Source organism: Facklamia sp. 7083-14-GEN3, from assembly GCF_024742075.1.
Classification (GTDB): Bacteria; Bacillota; Bacilli; order Lactobacillales; family Aerococcaceae; genus Facklamia.
On record NZ_JANSGD010000003.1, the window covers coordinates 1 to 23,993 of the forward strand.

Consider the following 23,993-nt stretch of genomic DNA (forward strand, 5'->3'; position numbering starts at 1 on the left):
ATGATGGCAAGAAGGACACACCTGTTCCCATGCCGAACACAGCAGTTAAGCTTCTTAGCGCCGATGGTAGTTGGACCTTTGGTCCTGTGAGAGTAGGACGTTGCCACGCGTGTCATATCAAAGTTATTCCGCCATAGCTCAGCTGGCAGAGCGCATGACTGTTAATCATGATGTCGTAGGTTCGAGCCCTACTGGCGGAGTTTTTTTTTTTATATATTTATTTTGCCGCCTTAGCTCAGCAGGTAGAGCGCTTCCATGGTAAGGAAGAGGTCGCCGGTTCAATCCCGGCAGGTGGCTTAAATATGGATAACTTACAATTTTAAAGCCTTTTAGTTGGAATCGCTGATAATTCTTTCTAATTGGCTTTTTTTCATGTACTTATTATTCTTTTAAGGTTTTTGATTCTAATAGTAATTATTTTAATAGAATCAAAATGTATAACTTCCTTTCATTGAGATTTTTAAAACTTTTACTATTCTTGTCAGACTTTCTACTATTTTAACTTGATAATAAAGTAATAAACCTCTAAACTATAGAATGTTGTTAAATAACTTTAAAGGAGTTGCAGAATGAAAGAAAATATTGTAAATGAGTCACAGTTTGTCAAAATCATTGAATCTTCGGTGAATAAGAAGGTCGGATTATTCGATCAGAGTAAAGCGCGTTATTTTGTTCGCTCCATGTATGCTGGAGCTATGTTGGTTTTAGCTACTGCCATTGGTGTTTATGCTGCAGATTATATAAATGTTGGAGCTCCACATATCGGCAAGTTTGTTTATTCTTTCCTTTTTGCTTTTGGTCTTTTATTTATTTTATTTTTACATCAAGAATTAGTTACTTCAAATATGATGTATTTAACGGCAGGCACTTATCACAAGTTTATAAGCCCTAACAAGACCATTCAAATTTTGCTGTTTTGTACCTTAGGTAATTTAATAGGCGCTCTCTTAGCAGCCTTCATTGTGGCACAAACCGGAGCTTTCAGTCATTTGACAGCTGAAAGCTTCATTGTAAATACAGTCAATGGAAAATTAGGTAAGGACTTAGCTTTAATCTTTATTGAAGGAATTTTAGCAAACACTTTTGTAAATATTGCTATTCTTGGTTATCTTTTAGCTAAAGAAGAAATTTCCAAAATTGTTATTGTTTTCGGCGCTATCTTCATGTTCGTCTTTTTAGGCTATGAGCACGTCGTGGCTAATTTTGGATCATTTAGTTTGGTTGCTTTTAGTAATTATCAAGCAGAAGTGATTCAATTATTACCTGTACTTTCAGCTTGGGCTGTAGCTTGGATTGCTAACTTTATTGGTGGCGGACTAGTAATTGGTTTAGTTTACGCATGGTTAAATGATGCTGGACTCCCACTGCATGATTAATTCTATTAAGAAACCCTTGTGGCATATCGTGCCACAAGGGTTATTTTTATTTTTTATTAGGAAGAATTGTTAATTCTTTACTAGCTAAGTTGATGACTTCACAACCTGTTTCTGTGACAACAACAAGATCTTCAATTCTGACTCCCATTTCACCTGGAAGATAAATACCGGGTTCTATTGAGAAGACATTGCCCACTTCAACTAGATCGTGATTATGTTGACTAACATCTCCATATTCATGAACATCTCTACCAATAAAATGTCCTGTACGATGTGTGAAGTATTCACCATAGCCTGCATCCTCAATAATTTTTCTAGCAGCTAAATCGATTGAAGCAAATGATACTCCGGGTTTTACTTGCTTTATAGCCTCTTCATTTGCTTTCAACACTGTCTGATAGATTTCCTTATGCTTATTAGACACTTCACCAAAAAAGAGAGTTCGAGTCATATCTGAACAATATCCATTATAACGTGATCCAATATCAATAATAATGCTATGACCGACTTGAGGTAAGCTATCGTCGGTATTATGATGAGGATCAGCGCCATGAGGACCATAGGCGATGATGGGTTCAAATGAAAAGCCTTCGCATTTGTATTCTTTATATAATGAAGCTAGATATTCTTTTAATTCATTTTCACTAGTAGAGGCATTAATTTTTTTTATAAGCGCTTGAATCACTTGATCATTTCGATGAGATGCTTCCCTCATGATATCAATTTCCTCTTTTGATTTGATAGCGCGGATTTTATCAACTAAAAGACTACCATTAATATATTCTCCATTAGGATATTGTTTTATTAAGTCAATTAAAAAATGACTTGGCCAGTTCTTATCAATACCGATTTTCCCTGACTCTAAGCCTTCGGCTAGTTCTTTAATAATGGGTTCTCCATCATTATAGTATTTAATAGTCAGATTATCTTTTTCCTTGAAAGTAGGGAATAAACGATTGAGTATGAGTTGCATCTGTCCATTGCTCTTAATTGATAGTAATAACAGTCTTTCACCAGGATCCGTGTAGTATCCCACTAAATAATCGATTGTAGAGGGATCAGATATCAAAAATTGTGACATGTCATTGTCTCGCATAGCAGCTATTAGTTTTTTTAGGGCTAATTTGTTCATAATTTTCCTCCTACTTGGTATCTTTTACATAAACTATTATAATAGAAGAAAATAGTTATTGTAACGATAGGAGATAAAAAATGAACAAGATTTTCATAAAACTAATAAGATTCTACCAAAAATACATCTCCCCTTTAACACCTCCTTCTTGTCGTTATTCACCAACTTGTTCTAGCTATACGATTCAAGCAATTGAACGATTTGGAGCACTGAAAGGTCTGTTAATGGGTTTAGTGCGTATTTTAAGGTGTCACCCCTTCCGTGAGGGAGGATTAGATCCTGTGCCAGACCATTTTACTTTGAGACGGCAATGGGTGAATAAATAATTTTACCATGGGTCAATAAGTCTATGTTAAAATAGTAATTAAGTTGAAAGTAGGTGAAAGGATGCTAGAGTGGCTCAATCAATTCTTAGGCAACCATCCATTAGTTAGTTTACTGGATATTTTTATTGTCTGGTTCATTATTTATCGTTTAATTGGCTATGCTAAACAATCTCGTGCGATGAATCTTTTACAAGGGATAGGTTTAATTATTTTTGCTAAGTTTTTAAGTCAAGGAATTGGTTTACAAACAATCGATTGGTTATTGGGGCAAGTTATTTCATGGGGAGTAGTAGCCCTAATTATTTTATTTCAAGCTGAATTACGAAAAGTTTTAGAAAATCTAGGGAAAATCCTGTTCAGAAACAGACAATCTTCACGGAATCCAAGTGAAGAGTTAATTGAAGATTTAAAAAAGTCTTTACTCTACATGTCTAAGCGTAAAATAGGGGCTCTAATTTCGATTGAAGCAGAAGATTCGTTAGAAGAATATATTAGTACAGGTACAGCATTAGATTCAGTAATTTCTAGTCAACTATTAATCAATATTTTCATTCCCAACACGCCTTTACATGATGGCGCAGTTATCATAAATGATTTTAGAATTGCATCAGCCTCTTGTTATTTACCACTTTCAGAAAGTAAGTTAATTCCTAAGGAATTGGGAACAAGGCATCGAGCGGCAATTGGACTGGGAGAGAAGACAGATGCTTTGACTTTGATAGTATCCGAGGAAACGGGCGCAATTAGTATTGTAAAAAATGATTTTTTACATCGTGACCTAGATAAAGACGAGCTTCATGAGTTGCTTAATAAATATCTATATACAGAAATAGGAAAAGAAGATTCCGAACGACAAGATTCAAATATTGTCAAAAACCTCTTTAACATGATGCGATCAAGTAAAGGAGGCAAAAATAATGAATAAGATATTTGAAAAAAATTGGGCTGTGGGGGTTATTTCACTAATCTTCGCTTTATTTATTTATACCTTCGTTACTAACGAAAATAACGCACGTAATGCAGCCATCAATTCACAATTAGCTTCGAGTTTTAACACATCGGAGACTTTGTATAATGTGCCTTTATATTTAGGCGAACATCCTGATGATATTTACGTTAGTGATCTTAAAGAAAGTGTAACTGTTCGCTTAGATGGACCCAAGAACATTTTAAATCAAGTAACTCGCGAAAATATCATGGTACAAACGGAAAAAATTTCAACAGGCCAAATTGGTAATCAGGAATTAACTCTATTAATAGATGGCTTACCAGACGAAATTACCTATACTATCTCACCTACCAAAGTAAAAGTAGAGGTCCAACAACGTAAAGTTGTGACAGTTCCCGTTGAAGTCTCACTTGATGATCTTCAATTAGAATCCGATTTTAAGGTAGAGTCTGTTGATATTGACCCTAAGGAAGTTAAATTGGTAGGCAGCCAAAAAGTAATTAATGCCATTGATTTTGTAGGAATTAGTATTCGCTCTAATCAACCGGTTGCAGAATCATTTGCAGGCAATTATCGCTTACAAATATTAGATAAAGATGGAAAGCTTCTCGATGTGAACTCAGAAACGATGGATATTAAGGCACAAATTAATATTGTCCAAAATTCGAAAGAATTTCCGTTGAAAATTACTGCAATAGGAGAAGACAATACAAAAAATAATTATCGGTATTCAATTATTGATCAAGATAAAGTCATACTATTTGGTAGTCAAAAAATCCTTAATCAGATTAAAGAAGTCGAACTGGTGGTAGATGTCTCAAATCAGACCGAATCTGGCCAAGTAGTAGGGCTACTGAACTTACCAAGTGGTATTTCAAGTGCTAGTATCAATGAAGCAAAAGTAGAAGTTACGATTGAGCCAGTTAAATTAAATCAATAAGTCTAATTTAGAAGATTTAAGAAAGCTCATTTAGAAGATTCATAAAGGAGAAGAAAATGGGAAAATATTTTGGAACAGATGGTGTTAGAGGAGTTGCTAATCAGGAGTTAAGTCCAGAACTAGCATTCAAATTAGGTCGATATGGAGGGTATGTTCTTCTACAGCATGCAGAATCCGTTGAAACACCAAGAGTCTTAGTTGCTAGAGATACACGGGTTTCTGGACAAATGCTAGAAGCGGCTTTAACCGCAGGACTTTTATCGGTTGGGATTGAAGTGATGCAATTAGGAATTGTGCCTACTCCAGCTGTAGCCTATTTAACTAAAACTCAAAACGCTGTGGCAGGTATCATGATTTCTGCTTCACATAACCCTGCAGAAGACAATGGCATTAAGTTTTTTGGTGCTGATGGTTTTAAATTATCTGATCAGCAAGAAGAAGAAATAGAAGAATTGTTAGATTCAGAAGAAGATAATCTACCACGACCAGCTGCTGAAGGTTTAGGTTTAGTTGACGAATTCCATGAAGGAACAATAAAATATTTGAATTTCTTACAATCAACCATTTCGGTTGAATTAAGTGGGTTGAAAGTGGCTATTGATGCGGCAAATGGAGCTACTGCACCCTTAATTAATCAATTGTTTGCTGATTTAGATACGGATTTTTATACAATGGGAGACCGACCTAATGGTATAAATATTAACGATCAGGTGGGTTCAACTCATCCTGAAGCTTTGCAAGCTTTAGTTAAGGAAAAAGAAGTGGATTTAGGATTAGCTTTTGATGGTGATGGAGACCGTTTAATTGCTGTTGATGAGAAGGGCAATTTAGTCGATGGAGATAAGATACTCTTTATCTGTGGCAATCATTTGAAGCAAAAAGGACGGTTAAATGACAATACAATCGTCTCAACGGTTATGAGTAATATAGGTTTCCATAAAGCTTTAGAAGCCAATGAAATGACCGCTTTAAAAACTAATGTAGGAGACCGTTATGTAGTAGAAGCTATGCGTGAAGGTGGCTATACTTTAGGTGGCGAGCAATCTGGGCATATCGTCTTCTTAAGTTTAAATACAACAGGAGATGGTCTTTTAACAGCCGTACAATTAATGGCCGTTATCAGTGAAACAGGCAAGAAACTTTCTGAATTGGCAGGAGAAGTCACAGTCTATCCTCAAAAGTTAGTCAATGTTCGCGTGAGAGATAAGCATACCGTTTTAGAAGAAGCAGAGGTTCAACAAGTAATTGATTCTGTTGAAAAAGAAATGGCCGGAGAAGGAAGAATTTTAGTTCGTCCAAGTGGAACAGAACCATTGTTAAGAGTAATGGCTGAGGCAGCAACGGATGAATTAGTGGATAAATATGTTAATCAAATTGCGGATGTTATCCGTCAAGTTAGAGGGATTGAATAAACAAAGCGCTTCATGAAAAATTCATGAAGCGCTTTGTTTATTTATACTAGATTCGAAAATTTACGTCGATAGGCTGAAGGTGTCATGTGATTACTTTCTTTAAATGTTTTTGAAAAGTGTGAAGGAGAATGAAACCCAACAATATCAGAAATCTTTGAAATAGTAATAGAAGTTTGAGCTAAAAGTTTTTCTGCTTCAGATAATCGCACATGAATAAGGTAATCAATAGGTGAAAGCCCTGTTTGTTGTTTAAAAAGTCTGATCATATAATATTTATTAATATCTACAATATCAGAAAGTTGTTCAAGGGTGACTTTCTCAGAAAAATGCTCACGAATGTATTCTTTAATCATTTCGATTTCTTGGTGTCGCACTTGAATAGAGGAGTCTTTAATTGATAATTCATGGTGCCTGAGCACATGAACCATGACACACTCAATTAGTTTTCTTAAAACAATTTCAGACCCTCTAAAGGGCTGCTCATATTCGATAAGGGCAAGATCTAAGTAGTTCTTTATAGTTTGTGAATGATCAGAAACGATAAAAATATTATCCATTGATTCAATTTCAGCAGATGAAGTAAATAAAATACCGGAAATTTCAACACGTATCCATTCTAATTTACGTATCGGTTGAATATCAATCGAATGGTTTGGATTTAAGATGATAATATCACGTTTCTTAAAATTACCTATTTTCTCTCCAGAGATAAAGTCAGCTGCCCCTTTATGAACATAAATTAAAACTAATTTATCTGAAGATTCAATTGTAAATCTTTGACTGGCTGTGATTTTTTCGGATTGAATACCATCTAGTTTAACAGAAGCTGAATTAATATTAGAAATATACATAGCGACCCTCCTTATTTTATATGTTTCATACAATATATCATTTTAATAATATTATACACTAATCTTATTCCGATTGGTATAGTCAGATTGTTAAAAACTTTATATGATAATTTAATTAACAAAAAGAAGCTTAATCCTCTATGATTAAGCTTTAAGATTTAAATATTTTTAAACTTAACTAATGATTTTTAAAAAAACTTATTAAAACAATAAGAAATTATAATGCGACACCCAAATCTTTGTGAGACTTAAAACAATGGTGCGCAAAATAGACATAAGACACTCATAAAAACTTTGATAACGAATGATGCAGAAAAAAATTATATTAATTACGAGAAGACTGATGATTACAGAATTATCTTATTTTGCATAAAATATTCTGTATAAAGATTGAGCCATTGAATAATTTTATGATCAAATAAGGTAAAGACATCTGCATCCGGAATAATTAATAAATGGCGAATCAGGAAAATTCCTTGATAATAGAGGTTTTGAACTAAATCGGAATTTTCATAGAGGTGAGTAGCGAATTCAGTGAGAATGTATTCTAATGGGACAGTACCTTTTTTAACAACTGTTAATTTACCGGCTTCAAATACTTTTTCTATTGAAGTTGTAGATTGTCGGGCCGATTCAGAGGGATTAATTTTTTCTTGAGTAGTTGTATTTTCTTGGCTATTACTATCATTATCACTAATGACTGTGGTTATTTGTGCAGTTGTTATGGTTGATTCATCTCTACTTGACTGACGACTTGTTTGGGTAATTTCATCTGGATCATAAGTAATCGGTGGAGTAGGCGCAATCACTTCCTGGGTGGTTGTCGGTTCATCCTTAGGTTTCTCAACAGATGTAGTTTGTTGGTCACTTGGATTTTTTACCGTTTTAGTCTCAACTGGACTCGAAAGTCTATGATAATTTGAAGCCTTAGCTTCAGTAGAGGGAGAATCTATAGTAATGACAAAAAAACTAAGCAACATTATTAAGTATATAATAGTCTTCGAATGGGTCAATTTTAAATGGTTTTGCTCAAGCACTTCTATACTCTCCTCCCTAATTATTTGTCAATGCTAGTTTATCACTATTTATTTAATTTATGTGGTTTGTTACGTGAATGTTGCGAATTTGAGAAGAATGTCATTTTTGTCGCTTTTTTAAATATATATTTAATGATAAAATACTTAAAAGAAAAAAGCCTAATACTTAAGGAGGATTTTCATGAGAATTGAAATCTATAATAGTTCAGAAGAGGCATCATTAAGAGCCTTAGAAATATTTAAGAGTAGCCAACAAGAGGGGGCTAATGTATATGGAATGGCCACTGGTTCGACCCCTGAGAGATTATATGAGCTTTTAAGTCAGTCAGATATTGATTTCAGTCAGGCTGTTTCAATCAATTTGGATGAGTATGTTGGATTGGAAGGTGAGAACCCTCAAAGTTATGCTTATTATATGCATGATCGTCTCTTCAAGAATAAACCCTTTAAGGCTTCTTTTATTCCTAATGGACAGGCTAAGGATATTGAAGATGAGTTAGCACGTTATGATCAAGTCATTAAAGAAAATCCGGTCGATTTGCAATTGTTAGGCTTGGGTTCGAATGGCCACATAGGTTTTAATGAGCCTGGGTCCGATTTAGAAGCTAATACCTCTTTGGTCAACCTAACGCAATCTACCATTGATGATAATCAGCGTTTTTTCGCATCCAAAGAAGAAACACCGACTAAAGCAATCACGATGGGCGTAGGAGCAATCAGAAAAGCAAAAAAAATAATTATTATGGCTTTTGGTAGTCAAAAGGCTCAAGCTGTTCGTGGAATGATTGAAGGTCCTATCACATCAGACTTACCAGCTAGTGTTTTACAAAAGCATCCGAATGTCTATGTGCTCTTAGATAAAGAAGCAGCATCCTTGTTAAATCGTTAAAGTCTTAAAATAAATAATCAAGTCTCATCATGCCTGCATTTAAGATATTAAAGAAAACACCTTTATGTTCACTCTTTTATTGAAATCGCTTATAATAGAATTATATGAAAGGATGTGTCAAGCATATGTTTATGTATATTTTATTGGGGATAGTGGTTGTAGTGGCCCTCTTTTGGGTAGGTGCTTATAATAATTTAATAAAGGCTCGTAATGGGGTAGAAGGATCCTTTAGTCAAATTGATGTTCAACTTCAAAGAAGAAACGATTTAATACCGAACTTAGTTGAAACTGTTAAAGGTTATGCTAAGCATGAACGCGAAACGCTAGAAAATGTGACCAAAGCGCGTCAACAGTTAATTAATCTACCAGCAGATGCAAGTCCTGAAATAGTCAATAGCAAATCTAATAGTCTAACTTCGGCTTTGTCACGTTTACTTGTCGTATCAGAGCAATATCCTGATTTAAAGGCGAATTCTAATTTCCAAGAATTACAAAGATCACTTGAAGATACAGAAAATAAGATTGCTGTTTCTCGCCAACTTTATAATTCAAGTGTACAAACCTATAATGAAAAAGTTCAAGTATTCCCTAACAATGTGGTGGCAGGAGTTCATGGGTTTGGTGAGAAAAATTATTTAGAAGCTCCAGAAGCTGCTCGTAAAGCACCTCAAGTATCTTTTAATTAATATTTTTCCCTTCTTTAAAATTAGGCTTTGCATTGGAAATCAAAGAGAGTAGAATGTGAGGTACCGAGCTTTGAAGGAAGGAGGTAGAGAATGAATCGAATTAATCTTTATGTACATTATGACGCTGTTACCAATTACTTTATGACACGAGGAATCACCCTAAAAACAATAGATTTCAATCGTCAATATTTACCCCAAAATATTATCTTAGCAAACGCTCCTGAAGAATTCGGTCGCTTTGATGTTCAAACGGACTTTAAAATTCTACGCAACCAGACAGAAGTTTTAGATTATTTTGAACTTTGTCAAAAAGAAGGACGTCGTATGTCGAACTGGATTGATTTTGATAGTATTGAAATGATGCACCAATTGACACCAGTTGAAATTTCAGAATTACTCTACCTTTTTCATGCCAATAAAGCATTGCGATCGCCTTTTTTTTATAAGTTGCAAAATAACTATGTGTATTTGACGATGTCAAATGGCCTAAATAAAATATATTATCGACATATGTCTCATTTTTATGGTCGTTTTGCTCGGTCTTTAAGTGAACATCTATCTGACATAATTAATGAAAATGTTAGGTGGTTCACTAGACGGAAGAAATTAGTATCAACAATGCCAGTTAGACTGGTAGAAGAACTAAGCCCCTTATTTATGAATGGGTTAAAAATTGATCTAAATCAAGCCATTAAAGAAAACGATACTTGGAGTATCCCTCTCTACATAATTGAGGATGACTTAACTTATTTAACACGTAATTTCGATCGGAAAGATGCTGTTGGTCAGATAATTTACCAAGAATCAACGAGTCAATGGCGTATTGAAGACTTAAGCCAACAGTTTGAAGACAAGACGGAGGGAACTCAATGAAAATATTTTTATTATACGGTGGGCAAAGTGCTGAGCATGAGATCTCTATCATTTCAGCTCATAATATTTCGCAAGCAATTATGTACAATTTATATACCGTGCAACCTATTTACATCACTAAAGACGGTCAATGGATTCAAGGTCCAGAAATGAATGAGCCTTCTTTAGGTGATCAACAATTGATATTTAAAGAATCAGATTATGCAGAATGGTCAACCACAAATATTCCTTCAAAAGGAATTATTATCAAACCGGGTGATATTCAAGAGGAAAATGCCATTGTTTTTCCTGTTTTACACGGTCCCAATGGTGAAGATGGAACCATTCAAGGTTTTTTAGAAGTTCTAGATATGCCATATGTTGGAGCGGGAATTACTGCTTCAGCAAATGGTATGGATAAAATTATTTCCAAGGCTCTATTTACTCAAGCAGGTATTCCTCAAGTTCCATACGTTTCTTTCGATGATGTCGAATGGAAAAGTCAGCAAGAGAGCTTAATTATTAAAGCTGAAGGAACCTTACTCTATCCAATGTTTGTCAAGCCAGCCAATATGGGTTCAAGTGTTGGAATTTCCAAGGCTCAAGATAAATATCAGCTGATTGAAGCAGTCAATGAAGCCTTGAAATATGACCGTCGCATTGTTGTTGAACAAGGAATTAGCGCGGATGAATGTGAAGTAGCCGTTTTAGGTAATGAGGATATTCATGTTTCTTGTGTTGGCCGATTGGTCAAGACCCAAGATTTCTACGATTATTCTGAAAAATATATTAATAATACGGTTGAAATGGAGATTCCGGCTGATCTACCTGAGAGTTTATGTGAAGAAATTCAAAAATATGCTAAAAAAGCTTATCAAGTGATTGATGGCTCTGGTTTAGCGAGAGCGGACTTTTTTGTCACTTCTAATCATGATATTTATATTAATGAGTTAAATACCATGCCAGGATTCACCCAATATTCTATGTATCCAAGCCTATGGAAAGCAACAGGTCTAGAATACCGGGACTTAATTGAAGAACTTATTCAATTAGGTTTGAGTCGCCATCAGATTAGATCTCAAATGAAAAGTTATAAAGGATAGGGAGCGAGTGTTTGAAAGCAATTCAAATTAACGAAATCATCGAGACTTTAAAACTAAATCCGTCCGCTTATCAGTCAGTACTAGACCACGAAATATCCAGTGTAGAATTTGACTCGCGTAAAATACAAAATGCTAGTTTGTTTGTCCCATTAGTAGGAGGGACAACGGATGGTCATGACTATATTCAAAATGCTATTGATAATGGTGCTAAGGCTTGTTTTTGGTCACGTCCTTTAGAAGAAGCACCCTCTGAACAATTGATTGTCATTAAGGTTGAAGATACATTAGCAGCATTCCATCAATTAGCCAATTATTACCGCCATCTTATTAAGCCTATTGTGATAGGGATCACGGGAAGTAACGGCAAAACAACTGCTAAAGACATGACAGCCATGAGTTTAACTTCTAAATACATTGTTCATAAAACACAAGGCAATTATAATAATGAAATAGGTATGCCTTATACTTTACTACAAATGCCAGCCGAGACTCAGGTATGTGTCCTAGAAATGGGGATGAGTAATTTTGGTGAGATTAGCAGCTTAAGCAAAATTGCTGAGCCCGATATTGCTGTGGTTACAATTATTGGAGAAAGTCACTTAGAATTCCTGGGAAGTAGACGGGGTATTACGCAAGCAAAATTGGAAATTTTAGATGGCTTGACTTCAAATGGTATTTTCTTATACCCTGGCAACGAACCTTTAATTGAAGTAGAACTTCAAAAAAAACAAGCTAATTTAAAAAGTTATCGCTTTGGTTTTGAAGAAGACTATGAATTTTATGCCTATGACATTAACCAAGAATATAATAAAACCTTTTTCCGAACGAATATTGATGAGAATGTGTTATGCTCTATACCAATTATCGGTGCCTATAATGTAACCAATGCACTAATTGCTTTGAGCATTGCTAAATTATTAGAAGTTCCTACTGAGCAGGCTATTTTTCAATTATCTCAATTTAAATTGACAGCCAATCGAGTACAATGGCTAACCACTAAGAATGGTGCAAGACTTTTAAATGACGCCTATAATGCCAGTCCAACTTCAATGCGTGCTATCTTAAAAACTTTGGCTGATGTTGAAGTGGAAGGGGCAGGCCGTAAAATTGCTGTTTTGGGTGATATCAGGGAGTTAGGTGCTAAAAGTGAAGAATACCATCGAAGTTTAAAAGATTCACTGGACTTAAGCGTGTTAGATAAGGTATACTTATTTGGCGACCAGATGGCTTATTTATATGATGAATTGCAAAAGACCTTTGCAAAGGAACAGTTGTTTTATGAAAAAGCAGATCATCAACGTTTGATTAACGCTCTTAATAAGGAGACATCAAATGAAGATGTCATCCTAGTTAAGTCAAGCTTCGGTGTAGACTTACTGAGCGTAGTGACGGCGTTAACTGGAATCAAGACACAATGATCAACCATAAGGTTTAAAAACTTTATAAACAGATGATAGTGGGGCTGGGTTTAATACTCAGTCCCTTGTTGAAATTCTTATCAAAAAAAGAAAAGGAAGAATTATTTGAAATTTAAAGATTTACAATTAGATGAACGATTAGTTAAAACACTTGACGAGTTAGGATTTGAAGAACCGACTCCAATCCAACAAAAAGCAATACCTGTAGCACTTGAAGGCCGTGATTTAATCGGTCAAGCACAAACAGGAACAGGAAAAACAGCGGCTTTTGGATTGCCTTTATTAAACAAATTAGAAACTAACCATGACAATATTCAAAGCTTAGTGGTTGCTCCAACAAGAGAACTCGCTATCCAAGTTCAGGAAGAATTATTCCGCTTAGGTAAAGGTGTTCGTTCGCGTATTTATGTGGTCTACGGCGGCTCACCAATTGGTAAGCAAATCGAGCGCATTAAGCGTAATAAACCACAAGTTATTGTGGGGACTCCAGGACGGTTATTAGACTTAATCAACAGAAAAGTTTTGAAATTAGAACATGTACAAACTTTGGTTTTAGATGAAGCAGATGAAATGCTAAATATGGGATTTATTGAAGATATCAAGTCCATTGTTTCTAAAACACCTGAGGCAAGGCAAACTTTACTCTTCTCAGCTACAATGCCACCAGCTATTCGAAACTTAGCAGATCAATTCCTTAAATCGCCTGCCCATGTGCATATTGAAACAAAACATGTAACAGCGGATTTAATCGAGCAATTCTACGCCAAGTGTCGTGACGATGAGAAGTTTGATGCTTTATCACGTTTTCTTGATGTTCAAATGCCTAAGCAAGCAATTATTTTCTGTCGGACTAAAAAACGTGTTGATGAAGTCGGCCGCGGTCTCAATCTAAGAGGTTATAATGCAGAGGTGATCCATGGTGACATTACTCAGCAGAAACGTTCTAGCGTGATTAATGCCTTCAAAAAAGGCAATGTAGAACTTTTAGTCGCAACCGACGTGGCCGCTAGAGGGCTAGATATTACCGGTGTTACACACGTTTATAACTATGACATTACACAGGATCCTGAGTCTTATGTTCACCGCATCGGTCGTACAGGACGTGCAGGTAATGAAGGAATGTCACTAACCTTTGTCTTACCGACTGAAATGCCTTATTTAAGAACTATTGAAAAATTAGTAGGTAAGCAAATGCAACCAATGAAACCACCGACCATTCAAGAAGCACAACAAGGACAAATTCACCAGATTATCGAACAGATTAATGAACAATTAGAAGGCGATCAAATTAATCATAGTCGTCAAAATGCTAAATTGCTCTTAGCTAACTATGAAGCAGAAGACTTGGTAGCAGCCCTTCTAGGTCAAATTGTTTCAGAAAGTCGCGAAATTGCCGTTTCTATTTCGCCGCAAAAGCCATTACCAAATGCGGATCGTAAAAAGCGGAATAACCGCGACAATTATCGCAAGAAGACTGGCAAATCGTCCCGCAATAAATATTCCAACAGTAATAAAGGAAATTATTCAAAGTCTAACAAGAAAAACTTTAAGATGAAGAAAAAAGAGCGTTAAAATTTGAGGTATTAAAATGGAGATAGGAATTGATATTGTAGAAATTGATCGGATTGCTAAGGCCTTAACTAGACACAAATCTTTCCCAAATAAAATATTATCAGATCAAGAACTACGAGTATTTGATAAATATCCCTCTCAGCGGCAGCTCATTTACTTGGCTGGCCGCTTTTGTGCTAAAGAGGCTTATGCTAAAGCTATTGGTACAGGGATTGGACAGTTGAAGTTCTCTGATATTTCAATTATTAATGACGAGAGAGGACGACCTGTGATTACAGCAGGTCCAATAGTAAAGCATGCTAAAGTATCGATTAGTCACAGTCAAGATTATGCAACGGCTATGGTCGTAATTGACTGTGATCAGCAAATGATTGATCAAGCCTATCAAAAATTTATTAAGTCGTAAGGAGTCACAAAATGTATCGAGCAAGTGAACATCGCCCAACGCAGGCAGTCGTTAGTTTAGAAAATATCAAACATAACATCAAGCTATACCAAAATAAGAAAGCTTCACATCAACAAATATATGCAGTAGTTAAAGCCAACGCCTATGGCCATGGAGCCATTCCGGTTGCTAAGGTAGCCCTTGAAGCGGGTGTCGATGGCTTGTGTGTTGCAACAGTAGATGAAGCCATTCAACTCCGTAAGGCGGGTCTGACTAACACGCCTATTTTAGTCATGGGCTTGACATTACCCTATGGAATAGCCGAGATTTTATATTATGATTTAACGATTACTGTTTCAGATTTAAGCTTTTTTGAGCAAGCATTTTACCAGCTTAAAAAGAATCAGCAAGAGAATCTGTTGAAAGATAATCAATTAAAATTTCATTTGAAGCTAGATACGGGGATGTCTCGAGTGGGGGTAAGGACCAAAGAAGAAGTGTTAGCCTTTGTTGAAGGTGTTAAAGATTATTCATGGCTAGATTGGCAAGGAGTCTTTACTCATTTTGCAACGGCTGGTGGTGGCCCCTTAAGTTATATTGATTATCAATGGGAGCGTTGGCAAGATCTAATTCCTTATATTCCTGATTTTGTATCTTTAAGACACTTTGATAATTCAGCCATGGGACTTCACCCTGCGATTGGCGACCATTCAGATATTATACGCTTAGGCATTTCCATGTATGGTCTAAGTAGTAGAGACAGTGTCCCTGATAATTTAGTGACTGATCGGCAGATTGCTGCTTATCACTTAGACAAGGACAGTTTACGCAGTACCAATCCTAATAGTGAACTTAATTTGAAGCCAGCCTTTCAGTTATTGTCTGAATTGTCTTATGTGAAGAAAGTTGAAAAAGGGACGCGTATTTCTTATGGAGCAAGCTATGAAAGTCCGGAGGATGAATGGATTGGTACCATACCAATTGGTTATGCCGATGGTTGGCTTCGAGCTTATGCTAACATTCCGGTTTTAGTAGAAGGGTATCCATGTCCAGTTTTAGGGGTAATTAATATGGACCAGTTAATGATTCGCTTACCTAAAGAATTTGCTGTGGGAACGGAAGTCACATTAATCGGTCAAGATGGTAACTACAATAATCACCCATCCCTGTTAGCACATATGGCAGGAACGATTTCTTATGAGATGCTATCCTGTATTAGTGAGCGAGTCCCTCGAGTTTATATATAGGAGGATAATATGTTAAAAGTAGCAATGAAAACAGTGGGTCCTATGCAAGAGAATGCTTATGTAGTGATTCATCCTAATCAAGAGGTCATCCTTTTTGATCCGGGTGCAGAAGCGGATCAATTGATTGAGTGGATTGATGGAGAAGGCTGGAAACCTAAAGCAATTCTCCAAACTCATTGTCATTTTGATCATATTGGTGGATTAGATCAATTGAGAGATTATTATAAAGTTCCAGTCTATGTTCACGCTTTAGAAGCTGATTTCCTCGGTGACCCTGCTTTAAACTTGTCGACAATGGCCTCGCAACCTATTATTCAGCGTAAAGCAGACCACCTCTGGGAAAACATGGGAGAAGTATCTATCGCTTCCTTTAAATTTAAAGTAAGACATACACCCGGTCATAGCCCAGGCCATGTGATTTATTTATTTGATGAAGATGAATTTGTCATATCTGGTGACTTGGTCTTTGCAGGTAGTGTTGGGCGTACGGACTTAACGAATGCGAGTCATCAACAATTAATTGAAAGTATTCAACGCGAAATTTTACCTCTAGATGATAATTATAAGTTGTACCCTGGCCATGGTGCTCCAACGCTTGTTGGCAAAGAGCGAAAAAATAATCCTTATTTTCCTAAATAATGATAAAAAGCCCCGTTAAACATTGTCTTAAGCAAAGTTAACGGGGTTAATTTTTAAATATACCAAAATTCAACTGAGTACTTACGCTTTTGCAAATCTTGAACTAGATTTTGGAAGGTTAGACGACTAGTATCTTGGTGAATTTGAAAGAGGATATAGGAGTGGTTATTAAAATTAGTCTTATCAATGGTCATTGAGGAGGAAATATCGCAATAACGATTCACTAACCGGGCAATTTTGGTGAGATTCCCCTTTTGACCGAGGGCTTCAACCTTTAGAATATAACCTACGACCGGCATATCCCAAGCTTGATTCAAAAAACTTAGAAAGTTTGTGTGTTCCACAATTCCTAAAAAGGTATGTTCCTTACTTAAGACAGCAACATAGGGCAGGTCTTTTATAGCGAAAAACAATTCCAAAATAGAATGATGAATACGGATGATTTTGGTAGTGTTTTTTAAAAAGCGGGTGACGGGTAATGAGCTGAGGTCGGCATCAGGGTTGTGAAATTTATATTGATAAATATGGAAACGGTAAATATTACCGCGGAAAATGGATTGGCTATCATCTACCACAGGGGCACAACGAAGATTATTTTTTTCTAATAATTCAACGGCTTCCAGACAAGTGCATGTTTCTGGTAGAGTAAGAATGGCCTTTTTGGGTGTCATTAAGTCTTCAATCATTAGTTACTCCAATTCATTACTAGTTATTTAGGTAAAAGTTAGCATCTATTCTCCTATTTTATCACAGTAATTAAAATGCGCAATTGTTCTCTCATAATTTTTTAATGATTCGAAAGATTCTACGCAGATAAAGTATTGCTTTTTATATTGAAATTACCTATTATAAAAGTAGTCGAAATTTTTAGATGCATAAAGGAGAAATGAACTTAACTATGGACTCTTCGGAGAATTCACTGATAGCGCAATTAGTCTTAATTTTATGTTTAACAGCAATTAATGCTTTTTTCGCTGCAGCAGAAATTGCTTTTGTTTCAATTAACCAATCAAGAATGAGAACGTTAGCGGAAGAAGAGCAAAACAAAAAAGCACAACGGGTGCTAAGATTAATAGATAATGCGGATGATTTTTTAGCGACCATCCAAGTGGCAATCACTTTGGCAGGTTTCTTATCGTCTGCGTCAGCTGCAACAAGTTTTGCAGATTATATTGTGAGATGGATACCTGTTTTTCCGGGTGCCAAGACCCTTTCAATAGTCATTGTTACGGTTTTACTTTCATATGTGACCTTGGTTTTAGGTGAGTTATACCCTAAACAAATCGCTTTGCAAATGCCGGATAAGGTTGCAATGGCCACTAGTGCAATTGTTGAATGGGTTCAAAAATTATTTACACCCTTTGTAGCTTTATTATCGGTTTCTACCGGCTTTTTAAAAAGGTTAACACCTATTGATTTTAATGCCGATAATGATCAATTTACGCGTGAAGAAATGGTAGCTATTCTAACTCAAAGTCAACAAGAAGGAACGATTGATTTAGCGGAGTATTCAATGCTTGAAGGAGTCTTATCGCTCGATTCTAAACTGGCAAGAGAAGTTATGGTTCCTCGGACTGACACTCAAATGATTGACATTGAGGATGAGTACGATGAAATCCTCACTACCATTTTAAATAGTCCTTTTTCTCGCTTACCAATTTATGAAGAGAGTAAGGATAATGTTATTGGTGTACTTCATGTCAAACAATTATTAAAAACAGCTAGTCAACAAGGTTTTGACAAGATTGACTTTTTAGAAATTGCTAACGACCCTCTTTTTGTTCCTTCTACGGCCTATATTGATGATTTACTTTTAGAGTTCCGTCGAGAAGAGACACATATGGCCATCTTAAGAGATGAGTATGGCGGTGTGGAAGGAATTGTTACTTTAGAAGACTTAATTGAAGAGATTGTGGGCGACATCAATGATGAGTCCGATATTACAGCTTCCGTCGTTCGCAAAATTGACGATATGAATTATTATATCAATGGCGTGATGACTTTAGAAAAATTTAATCACTATTTCGATGAGGACCTAGACTCAGAGGAAGTGGATACCATCGCTGGATTAATGATTCAAGTGATAGGGTATGTTCCAGATGATGACGAGCGTACATCAGTCAGAATGAATGACTATGTTTTAACAACAAGTAATGTTGAAAGTGGAAGAATCCGTGGCATTCAAGTCACTCATGACTCAGCCTATGCTTTAGAAACAGATTATAGCCTCTATGACTTTGAACATGATAGCGATCGTAGAGAGAATGATTACGGTTTAGATACTGAAAAAAAATAAAATAAATCATAGTGAACGAGTGAGTCTAAGGGGCCCTCTCGTTCATTCTTTGTTTATAAGGAGATGAGAGTATGTTAAACGAAATGATGCATCGTCCAGTGGTTATGGAATCAATCGTTCAGTTTATGCGAGAAAGCCAATTGCCTTTTGAAGGAAAAGTTGCAGAGATAGAAGCCTATGCCAATGAAAGATGCATTCCTGTTATTCCTCATGAAACAGCTAAGTTTATTGACTTTTTATGTGCGACCCTTCAACCCCACCGCATTTTAGAAATTGGAACGGCCATTGGTTTTTCAGCTAGTTTAATGGCTCAACACCTAGATAAAGAAGGACACTTAACGACTATTGATCGATACCCAGACATGTATGAAAGGGCTAAAGAAAATTTTTCTAAGCAGGGGTTAAATGATTATATTGAACTTCTTGAAGGAGATGCAGCAGATATATTACCTCAGTTGGATGAGGAATATGATTTAATCTTTATGGATTCAGCTAAGGCAAAATATATCGAATTTTTACCTGAATGCATGCGTCTTTTGAGACGTGGAGGTATTTTAATTATTGATGATGTTTTTCAGGGAGGAACTATTTTAAAAGATGAAAAAGAGATTCCCAAAAGGGTACGTAAAATTCATCGCAAACTCAATGAGCTACATCAAGTAGTATTGTCCTCTAGGGAGCATCGGTCCTGTTTAATCCCGCTAGGAGACGGATTGCTAATGATTCGTAAGGAATCAGATAAGGTGGATTTTTAAGTTTATCATCGAGTAAAATAAAAGTGTCGCATTTTGACTATTTACTTGATAAAGGTATAATATGCATATAAGAAAATAGAGTAGCAAGCCCAATAATAAATCCTTTCTCATTAGCGTATTGTCTAAGAGAAGGAGACAAGGAGTGAAACAGCATGAAACTAATTCTTGTTGTGGACGATGAAAAACCCATATCAGATATTATTACGTTTAATTTAAAGAATGAAGGATTTGAAGTAGAGACGGCTTATGACGGTGAAGAAGCAATTGAAAAATTTGTTGAAAAATCACCTGATCTTATTTTACTAGATCTTATGCTCCCTAAAATGGATGGGCTAGAAGTATGCCGTGAGATTCGAAAAACGAGTTCTGTTCCAATCATCATGTTAACCGCTAAAGACTCTGAAATTGATAAAGTTTTAGGTTTAGAATTAGGTGCAGATGATTATGTTACTAAACCCTTTTCTAACCGTGAGCTAATCGCCCGTGTCAAAGCGAACTTACGTCGAAATACCGTTAGAGAAGAGGAACTAGAAGCCGCTCAAAACAACGATATCGAAGTGGGTGACTTGATTATTCATCAAGATGCTTATATTGTTTCAAAAAATGGAACAGAGATTGAATTAACGCATCGAGAATTTGAATTATTGCATTACCTTTCTTTACATATTGGTCAAGTGATGACACGTGAACATTTATTAGAAACTGTCTGGGGGTACGATTATTTTGGAGACGTTCGGACGGTGGACGTTACAGTAAGACGTTTGCGTGAAAAAATCGAAGACTTACCAAGTCATCCGACCTATATTATTACTAGAAGAGGGGTTGGCTATTTCCTAAAGAACCCAGATCAAGAGTAGGGAGCAGTTTAATGAATCGTTCGTTTTCATGGATTCAATCGATTTATGTCAAAATTCCATTGCTATTTGTAGTAATTTTAGTAATTGTTTTTCAGTTTGTCAGTATCTATTTTATTGACCAGTTGGAAACACAGACCGTTACTGCGATGAAGGAACAAATTAATACGCAAATCGATTTCCTTTCCAATAATGTTGTCCCCATTTTAGAAGACCAACAACTGACGACAGAAGACCGTAACCAGCGCCTCGAACAGGCGCTGGATTCTTTCAGTTCTACTTATTCCACTAAAATTCAAATTGTAAATTCACAAGAGTACTTATTAGCTACCAATGACTTAGCTGAGCGTTCTTCAATTGGAACTCGAACGAATGATGAATTAGTTCGAAATGTTTTAATTAACCAACGACCGCTAGAGGATGATTATTTTATACGTTTCCAACAACCTTATCATGTGGTGAAACCGATTCTTTCAAATAAGGGAGATCGTACCATTATGTTAGGGGCTATTGTTGTGCAAACAGAAATGGACCGTATAAATGAACAAAGAGAGAAAGTAACAGACCTTTTTTTAAGAGCTATTTTAATTGCCATTTTAGCTGGGTTTATTTTAGCTTTTGTGCTTTCGCAAGGTATTACTACCCCTATTGAAAATATGCGTCAACAAGCACTGCGTATCTCAGAAGGAATTTATGATTTTCCGGCTGAAGTCTTCGGTCACGATGAAATCGGTGACCTTGCTTTAACGATTAATGATTTAGCTGTGAAAGTTAGAGATGCACAAGAATCAACTGAATCTGAAAAGCAACGTTTAGATGGTGTTTTAAGACACATGACTGATGGCGTAATTGGTACCGATCGTCGAGGAAATATTTTGTTAGTAAATGACCGAGCCTTACTATTACTGGGGCTGTATCAAAACGAAGCTGTCGGTCAGCCAATTCTGGAAACACTTGGAATCAATGAAAATTATACTTTAGCAAAATTTTTAAAAGGAGATCGTGAAGTCTTAGTCAATCGTTTTGTCGATGGAACAAAAACGGTTTTAAAATGTGAGTTTTCAGTCATCAGACGTGAAACAGGCTTTGTGACTGGATTGGTATGTGTAATCCAAGATGTTACTGAACAAGAGAAAAATGAACAGGAACGACGTGACTTTGTATCCAATGTTTCTCATGAATTAAGAACACCATTGACAAGTATTAAGTCTTATTCAGAAGCCTTAGTGGATGGTGCTTGGAAAGATGAAACGATTGCTCCAGAGTTTCTTGAAGTTATTCAATCAGAGTCCAATCGAATGATTCGAATGATTGGCAATTTACTAGATTTATCAAAATTAGACGGTGGTCAAGTGAAGCCGAACTTTGAATACATTGATTTTAAACGCCTAGTCAACTATATTTTAGACCGGGCAGAGTTCACCTTAGAAAGTGAAGCTAAACCTAAATATCAGATTATTCGTCATTTAACTAAAAAAGAAATTTATGTAGAAATTGATCAAGACCGTATGACGCAAGTTATTGATAATTTAATGAATAATGCTATGAAATATTCACCTGATGGTAGTAAAATAATAGTAACTCTAGCTGATTATCGCGATCATGTTGTATTTAGTGTGCAAGACTCAGGCCTAGGAATTCCACAAAAAGATCTTCCATATCTTTTTGATCGTTTTTACCGAGTGGACAAAGCACGCTCGCGTCAACAAGGAGGAACTGGTTTGGGGCTAGCTATTTCTAAGGAAGTAATCGAACTTCATGGCGGTAAAATTTGGGTTAAAAGTGAAGAGAATAAAGGATCAACTTTCTTTTTCTCCCTTCCTTATACTGAGCTTGAGTTTGAAGATGATTGGGAGGATGCCTAATGAAAAAGCGGTTTTGGATTTCAGTCTCATTAATTATGGCTATTCTCATTAATGTTACTTTTTCCTATTTTTTAATTAATAATCAAGCATTTGAAATGCTTTATCAAAAGTATGCAGATCTACCAAAGTCAGAGTTGCAGATAGGTGAGGTAACGATTGATCAACCTTATTTTCAAACACATCAACTAAAACTTACTGATATGGTCACCCCTTACCAGCTTATTATTAAAAATGAAGGTACTTACTATCATGCTTACCAGTCGCAAGTTATCCAAGAAATTCATGAGTTAACTGATCAGCCTATCACTGAACTAGTGGATAATCAACCGAAGATTGATCCAATTAAATTGGACGAAATTATGAGTGAAGATCATATCCAATTTATCTATTTGACAAAGCTTTCTTTACTTTTATTAGAAGATATGGTTGAAATACCAGAAGGGATATCCACTCAATTTAAGATTAACCGGATCATCCTTCCTACTGAAAAAGAAGGGAAAGTATATTTTGTAGATTCTATAAATAAATCGTTTTTAGAGGGTAGAATTAGACAATCTATGGATACTGAGCAACTATTTTCTGTAATTGAGTCAGGCTCTTCCGATCGAATTGAAATGGTAGAATATGAAATTAATCGTGATACAGTATATTTGCCTAAAGAATCTTTAACTTCTCCAAGTCAGGTATATTCACTTGAGAAGGTGCCAGAAAACTATTTTATTGACCCAGTATTTGAAGGAGCTAATTTTGATATTACTCAACCTGACCTAAATAATGTACGTTCCTATCACACCTATAATAGTAGTTTAATGATTGACGATGATACCAATATGATGACTGTTAATCATCATAATAATCAAATCAATGGCCTTTTAAGAAGTGAAGAGGATTTAATATCCCAAAAAGCCTTGTTAGTAAAAGGTATCGAATTAACCGAGCGATTTAATTATTGGGGAAAGGATGTTAGGGTCTTTTCTGAACAAAACAACCAGTTAATTTTACGTCGTTTTTTAGCAGGAATGCCTATTTTTTCAGATCCTACTATACCAGATTATGGAGCGAGCAAATTGAACTTTGTTTCTCAACGAAGTCAAGTGAAATTAGAAAAGCTACAAATGTCTTTGGTGATTTTGGGCGTAAATATTTCCGATTTATCTTCACCTCAAATTGTGGAATCGGGCTCAGAAATTGCTGAATTGTTAGAAGAACAAAACCTTAAATTCTCAAAATTTAACCAGATTATTTTAGGCTTTGAATGGCAAAAAGATATGGAGAATTTTAAGAAAGTAAACTTGGTACCTAAGTGGTTCTTTGTTGTAGGTACACAAGTGTACTCGATTGACCAATTAAAAGATGGTAGCTTACGCATTATGTTACAACAAAGAGATGCTAGGACCAATGCTTAAATA

General features: G+C 35.8%; 23 protein-coding genes, 2 tRNA genes and 1 rRNA gene. 22 read left to right on the forward strand and 4 right to left on the reverse strand.

The window, feature by feature from the left end:
- The 4 genes from rrf to NW240_RS06085 all read left to right on the forward strand — a co-directional run.
- Positions 1–109 (forward strand): 5S ribosomal RNA (gene rrf / locus NW240_RS06070); the annotation flags it as partial.
- Positions 110–127: 18 nt separating this feature from the next.
- Positions 128–200, forward strand: a tRNA-Asn gene (locus NW240_RS06075).
- Between the two features lie 24 nt (positions 201–224).
- Positions 225–297: transfer RNA gene (locus NW240_RS06080), tRNA-Thr, on the forward strand.
- Positions 298–569: 272 nt separating this feature from the next.
- Positions 570–1,376: a formate/nitrite transporter family protein gene (locus NW240_RS06085; RefSeq protein ID WP_258436606.1), complete on the forward strand. Its 807-nt coding sequence runs from the start codon at positions 570–572 to the stop codon at positions 1,374–1,376.
- Positions 1,377–1,422: 46 nt separating this feature from the next.
- Here NW240_RS06085 and NW240_RS06090 read toward each other — a convergent pair whose 3' ends face one another.
- Positions 1,423–2,508 carry a Xaa-Pro peptidase family protein gene (locus tag NW240_RS06090; protein ID WP_258436607.1) on the reverse strand — a complete coding sequence of 362 codons (1,086 nt, stop codon included), beginning with the start codon at positions 2,506–2,508 and terminating at the stop codon, positions 1,423–1,425.
- Positions 2,509–2,588: 80 nt separating this feature from the next.
- Here NW240_RS06090 and yidD point away from each other — a divergent pair, with 80 nt between their 5' ends.
- The 4 genes from yidD (at position 2,589) to glmM (ending at position 6,135) form a co-directional block, all read left to right on the forward strand.
- Positions 2,589–2,834, forward strand: a complete 246-nt coding sequence (yidD, locus tag NW240_RS06095) for a membrane protein insertion efficiency factor YidD (RefSeq protein WP_258436608.1) — start codon at positions 2,589–2,591, stop codon at positions 2,832–2,834.
- Positions 2,835–2,895: 61 nt separating this feature from the next.
- Entirely contained in the window at positions 2,896–3,759 is an 864-nt protein-coding gene (gene cdaA / locus NW240_RS06100; RefSeq protein ID WP_258436609.1) for a diadenylate cyclase CdaA, read from the forward strand.
- Positions 3,752–4,723, forward strand: a complete 972-nt coding sequence (locus NW240_RS06105; RefSeq protein WP_258436610.1) for a YbbR-like domain-containing protein — start codon at positions 3,752–3,754, stop codon at positions 4,721–4,723. Before cdaA ends, NW240_RS06105 begins: the two co-directional genes overlap by 8 nt.
- A 56-nt stretch (positions 4,724–4,779) precedes the next feature.
- Positions 4,780–6,135 carry a phosphoglucosamine mutase gene (gene glmM, locus NW240_RS06110; RefSeq protein ID WP_258436611.1) on the forward strand — a complete coding sequence of 452 codons (1,356 nt, stop codon included), beginning with the start codon at positions 4,780–4,782 and terminating at the stop codon, positions 6,133–6,135.
- A 41-nt stretch (positions 6,136–6,176) separates the two neighbouring features.
- Here the strand turns inward: glmM and NW240_RS06115 are convergent, their stop codons facing one another.
- Positions 6,177–6,986 (reverse strand): helix-turn-helix domain-containing protein, encoded by an 810-nt coding sequence (locus tag NW240_RS06115; RefSeq protein ID WP_258436612.1) that lies wholly within the window; start codon positions 6,984–6,986, stop codon positions 6,177–6,179.
- A gap of 347 nt (positions 6,987–7,333) precedes the next feature.
- Positions 7,334–7,966 (reverse strand): hypothetical protein, encoded by a 633-nt coding sequence (locus NW240_RS06120; protein WP_258436613.1) that lies wholly within the window; start codon positions 7,964–7,966, stop codon positions 7,334–7,336.
- Positions 7,967–8,204: 238 nt separating this feature from the next.
- On the opposite strand from NW240_RS06120, the gene NW240_RS06125 reads away from it, so the two are divergent.
- From NW240_RS06125 to NW240_RS06165, 9 genes are all read left to right on the forward strand, one after another.
- On the forward strand, positions 8,205–8,912 hold the full coding sequence (locus NW240_RS06125) for a glucosamine-6-phosphate deaminase (protein ID WP_258436614.1): 708 nt from the start codon (positions 8,205–8,207) through the stop codon (positions 8,910–8,912).
- Between the two features lie 125 nt (positions 8,913–9,037).
- Positions 9,038–9,598, forward strand: a complete 561-nt coding sequence (locus NW240_RS06130; protein WP_258436615.1) for a LemA family protein — start codon at positions 9,038–9,040, stop codon at positions 9,596–9,598.
- A gap of 90 nt (positions 9,599–9,688) precedes the next feature.
- Positions 9,689–10,471, forward strand: a complete 783-nt coding sequence (locus NW240_RS06135; protein ID WP_258436616.1) for a hypothetical protein — start codon at positions 9,689–9,691, stop codon at positions 10,469–10,471.
- Positions 10,468–11,553, forward strand: a complete 1,086-nt coding sequence (locus NW240_RS06140; protein WP_258436617.1) for a D-alanine--D-alanine ligase — start codon at positions 10,468–10,470, stop codon at positions 11,551–11,553. The genes NW240_RS06135 and NW240_RS06140 overlap by 4 nt, the downstream gene beginning before the upstream one ends.
- Before the next feature lie 11 nt (positions 11,554–11,564).
- Positions 11,565–12,971, forward strand: coding sequence for a UDP-N-acetylmuramoyl-tripeptide--D-alanyl-D-alanine ligase (gene murF, locus NW240_RS06145; RefSeq protein ID WP_258436618.1), 1,407 nt, complete (start codon positions 11,565–11,567; stop codon positions 12,969–12,971).
- A gap of 105 nt (positions 12,972–13,076) precedes the next feature.
- On the forward strand, positions 13,077–14,543 hold the full coding sequence (locus tag NW240_RS06150; protein WP_258436619.1) for a DEAD/DEAH box helicase: 1,467 nt from the start codon (positions 13,077–13,079) through the stop codon (positions 14,541–14,543).
- A 16-nt stretch (positions 14,544–14,559) separates the two neighbouring features.
- Complete coding sequence (acpS, locus tag NW240_RS06155; protein ID WP_258436620.1) at positions 14,560–14,949, forward strand: holo-ACP synthase; 390 nt, start codon at positions 14,560–14,562, stop codon at positions 14,947–14,949.
- Between the two features lie 11 nt (positions 14,950–14,960).
- Positions 14,961–16,175: an alanine racemase gene (gene alr, locus NW240_RS06160; RefSeq protein ID WP_258436621.1), complete on the forward strand. Its 1,215-nt coding sequence runs from the start codon at positions 14,961–14,963 to the stop codon at positions 16,173–16,175.
- A gap of 9 nt (positions 16,176–16,184) precedes the next feature.
- Positions 16,185–16,814 carry an MBL fold metallo-hydrolase gene (locus tag NW240_RS06165; protein ID WP_258436622.1) on the forward strand — a complete coding sequence of 210 codons (630 nt, stop codon included), beginning with the start codon at positions 16,185–16,187 and terminating at the stop codon, positions 16,812–16,814.
- A 53-nt stretch (positions 16,815–16,867) separates the two neighbouring features.
- Here NW240_RS06165 and cbpA read toward each other — a convergent pair whose 3' ends face one another.
- Complete coding sequence (cbpA, locus tag NW240_RS06170; RefSeq protein ID WP_258436623.1) at positions 16,868–17,500, reverse strand: cyclic di-AMP binding protein CbpA; 633 nt, start codon at positions 17,498–17,500, stop codon at positions 16,868–16,870.
- 212 nt (positions 17,501–17,712) lie between these two features.
- On the opposite strand from cbpA, the gene NW240_RS06175 reads away from it, so the two are divergent.
- The 5 genes from NW240_RS06175 (at position 17,713) to NW240_RS06195 (ending at position 23,990) form a co-directional block, all read left to right on the forward strand.
- Entirely contained in the window at positions 17,713–19,110 is a 1,398-nt protein-coding gene (locus NW240_RS06175; protein ID WP_396134599.1) for a hemolysin family protein, read from the forward strand.
- Positions 19,111–19,181: 71 nt separating this feature from the next.
- Positions 19,182–19,865 carry an O-methyltransferase gene (locus NW240_RS06180; protein ID WP_258436626.1) on the forward strand — a complete coding sequence of 228 codons (684 nt, stop codon included), beginning with the start codon at positions 19,182–19,184 and terminating at the stop codon, positions 19,863–19,865.
- A 152-nt stretch (positions 19,866–20,017) separates the two neighbouring features.
- A complete protein-coding gene (yycF, locus tag NW240_RS06185) occupies positions 20,018–20,722 on the forward strand; it encodes a response regulator YycF (protein ID WP_258436627.1) in 705 nt (234 codons plus the stop codon).
- An 11-nt stretch (positions 20,723–20,733) separates the two neighbouring features.
- Positions 20,734–22,584: a cell wall metabolism sensor histidine kinase WalK gene (gene walK, locus NW240_RS06190; protein WP_258436628.1), complete on the forward strand. Its 1,851-nt coding sequence runs from the start codon at positions 20,734–20,736 to the stop codon at positions 22,582–22,584.
- Positions 22,584–23,990 (forward strand): hypothetical protein, encoded by a 1,407-nt coding sequence (locus tag NW240_RS06195; RefSeq protein ID WP_258436629.1) that lies wholly within the window; start codon positions 22,584–22,586, stop codon positions 23,988–23,990. Before walK ends, NW240_RS06195 begins: the two co-directional genes overlap by 1 nt.
- Positions 23,991–23,993: the final 3 nt, after the last annotated feature.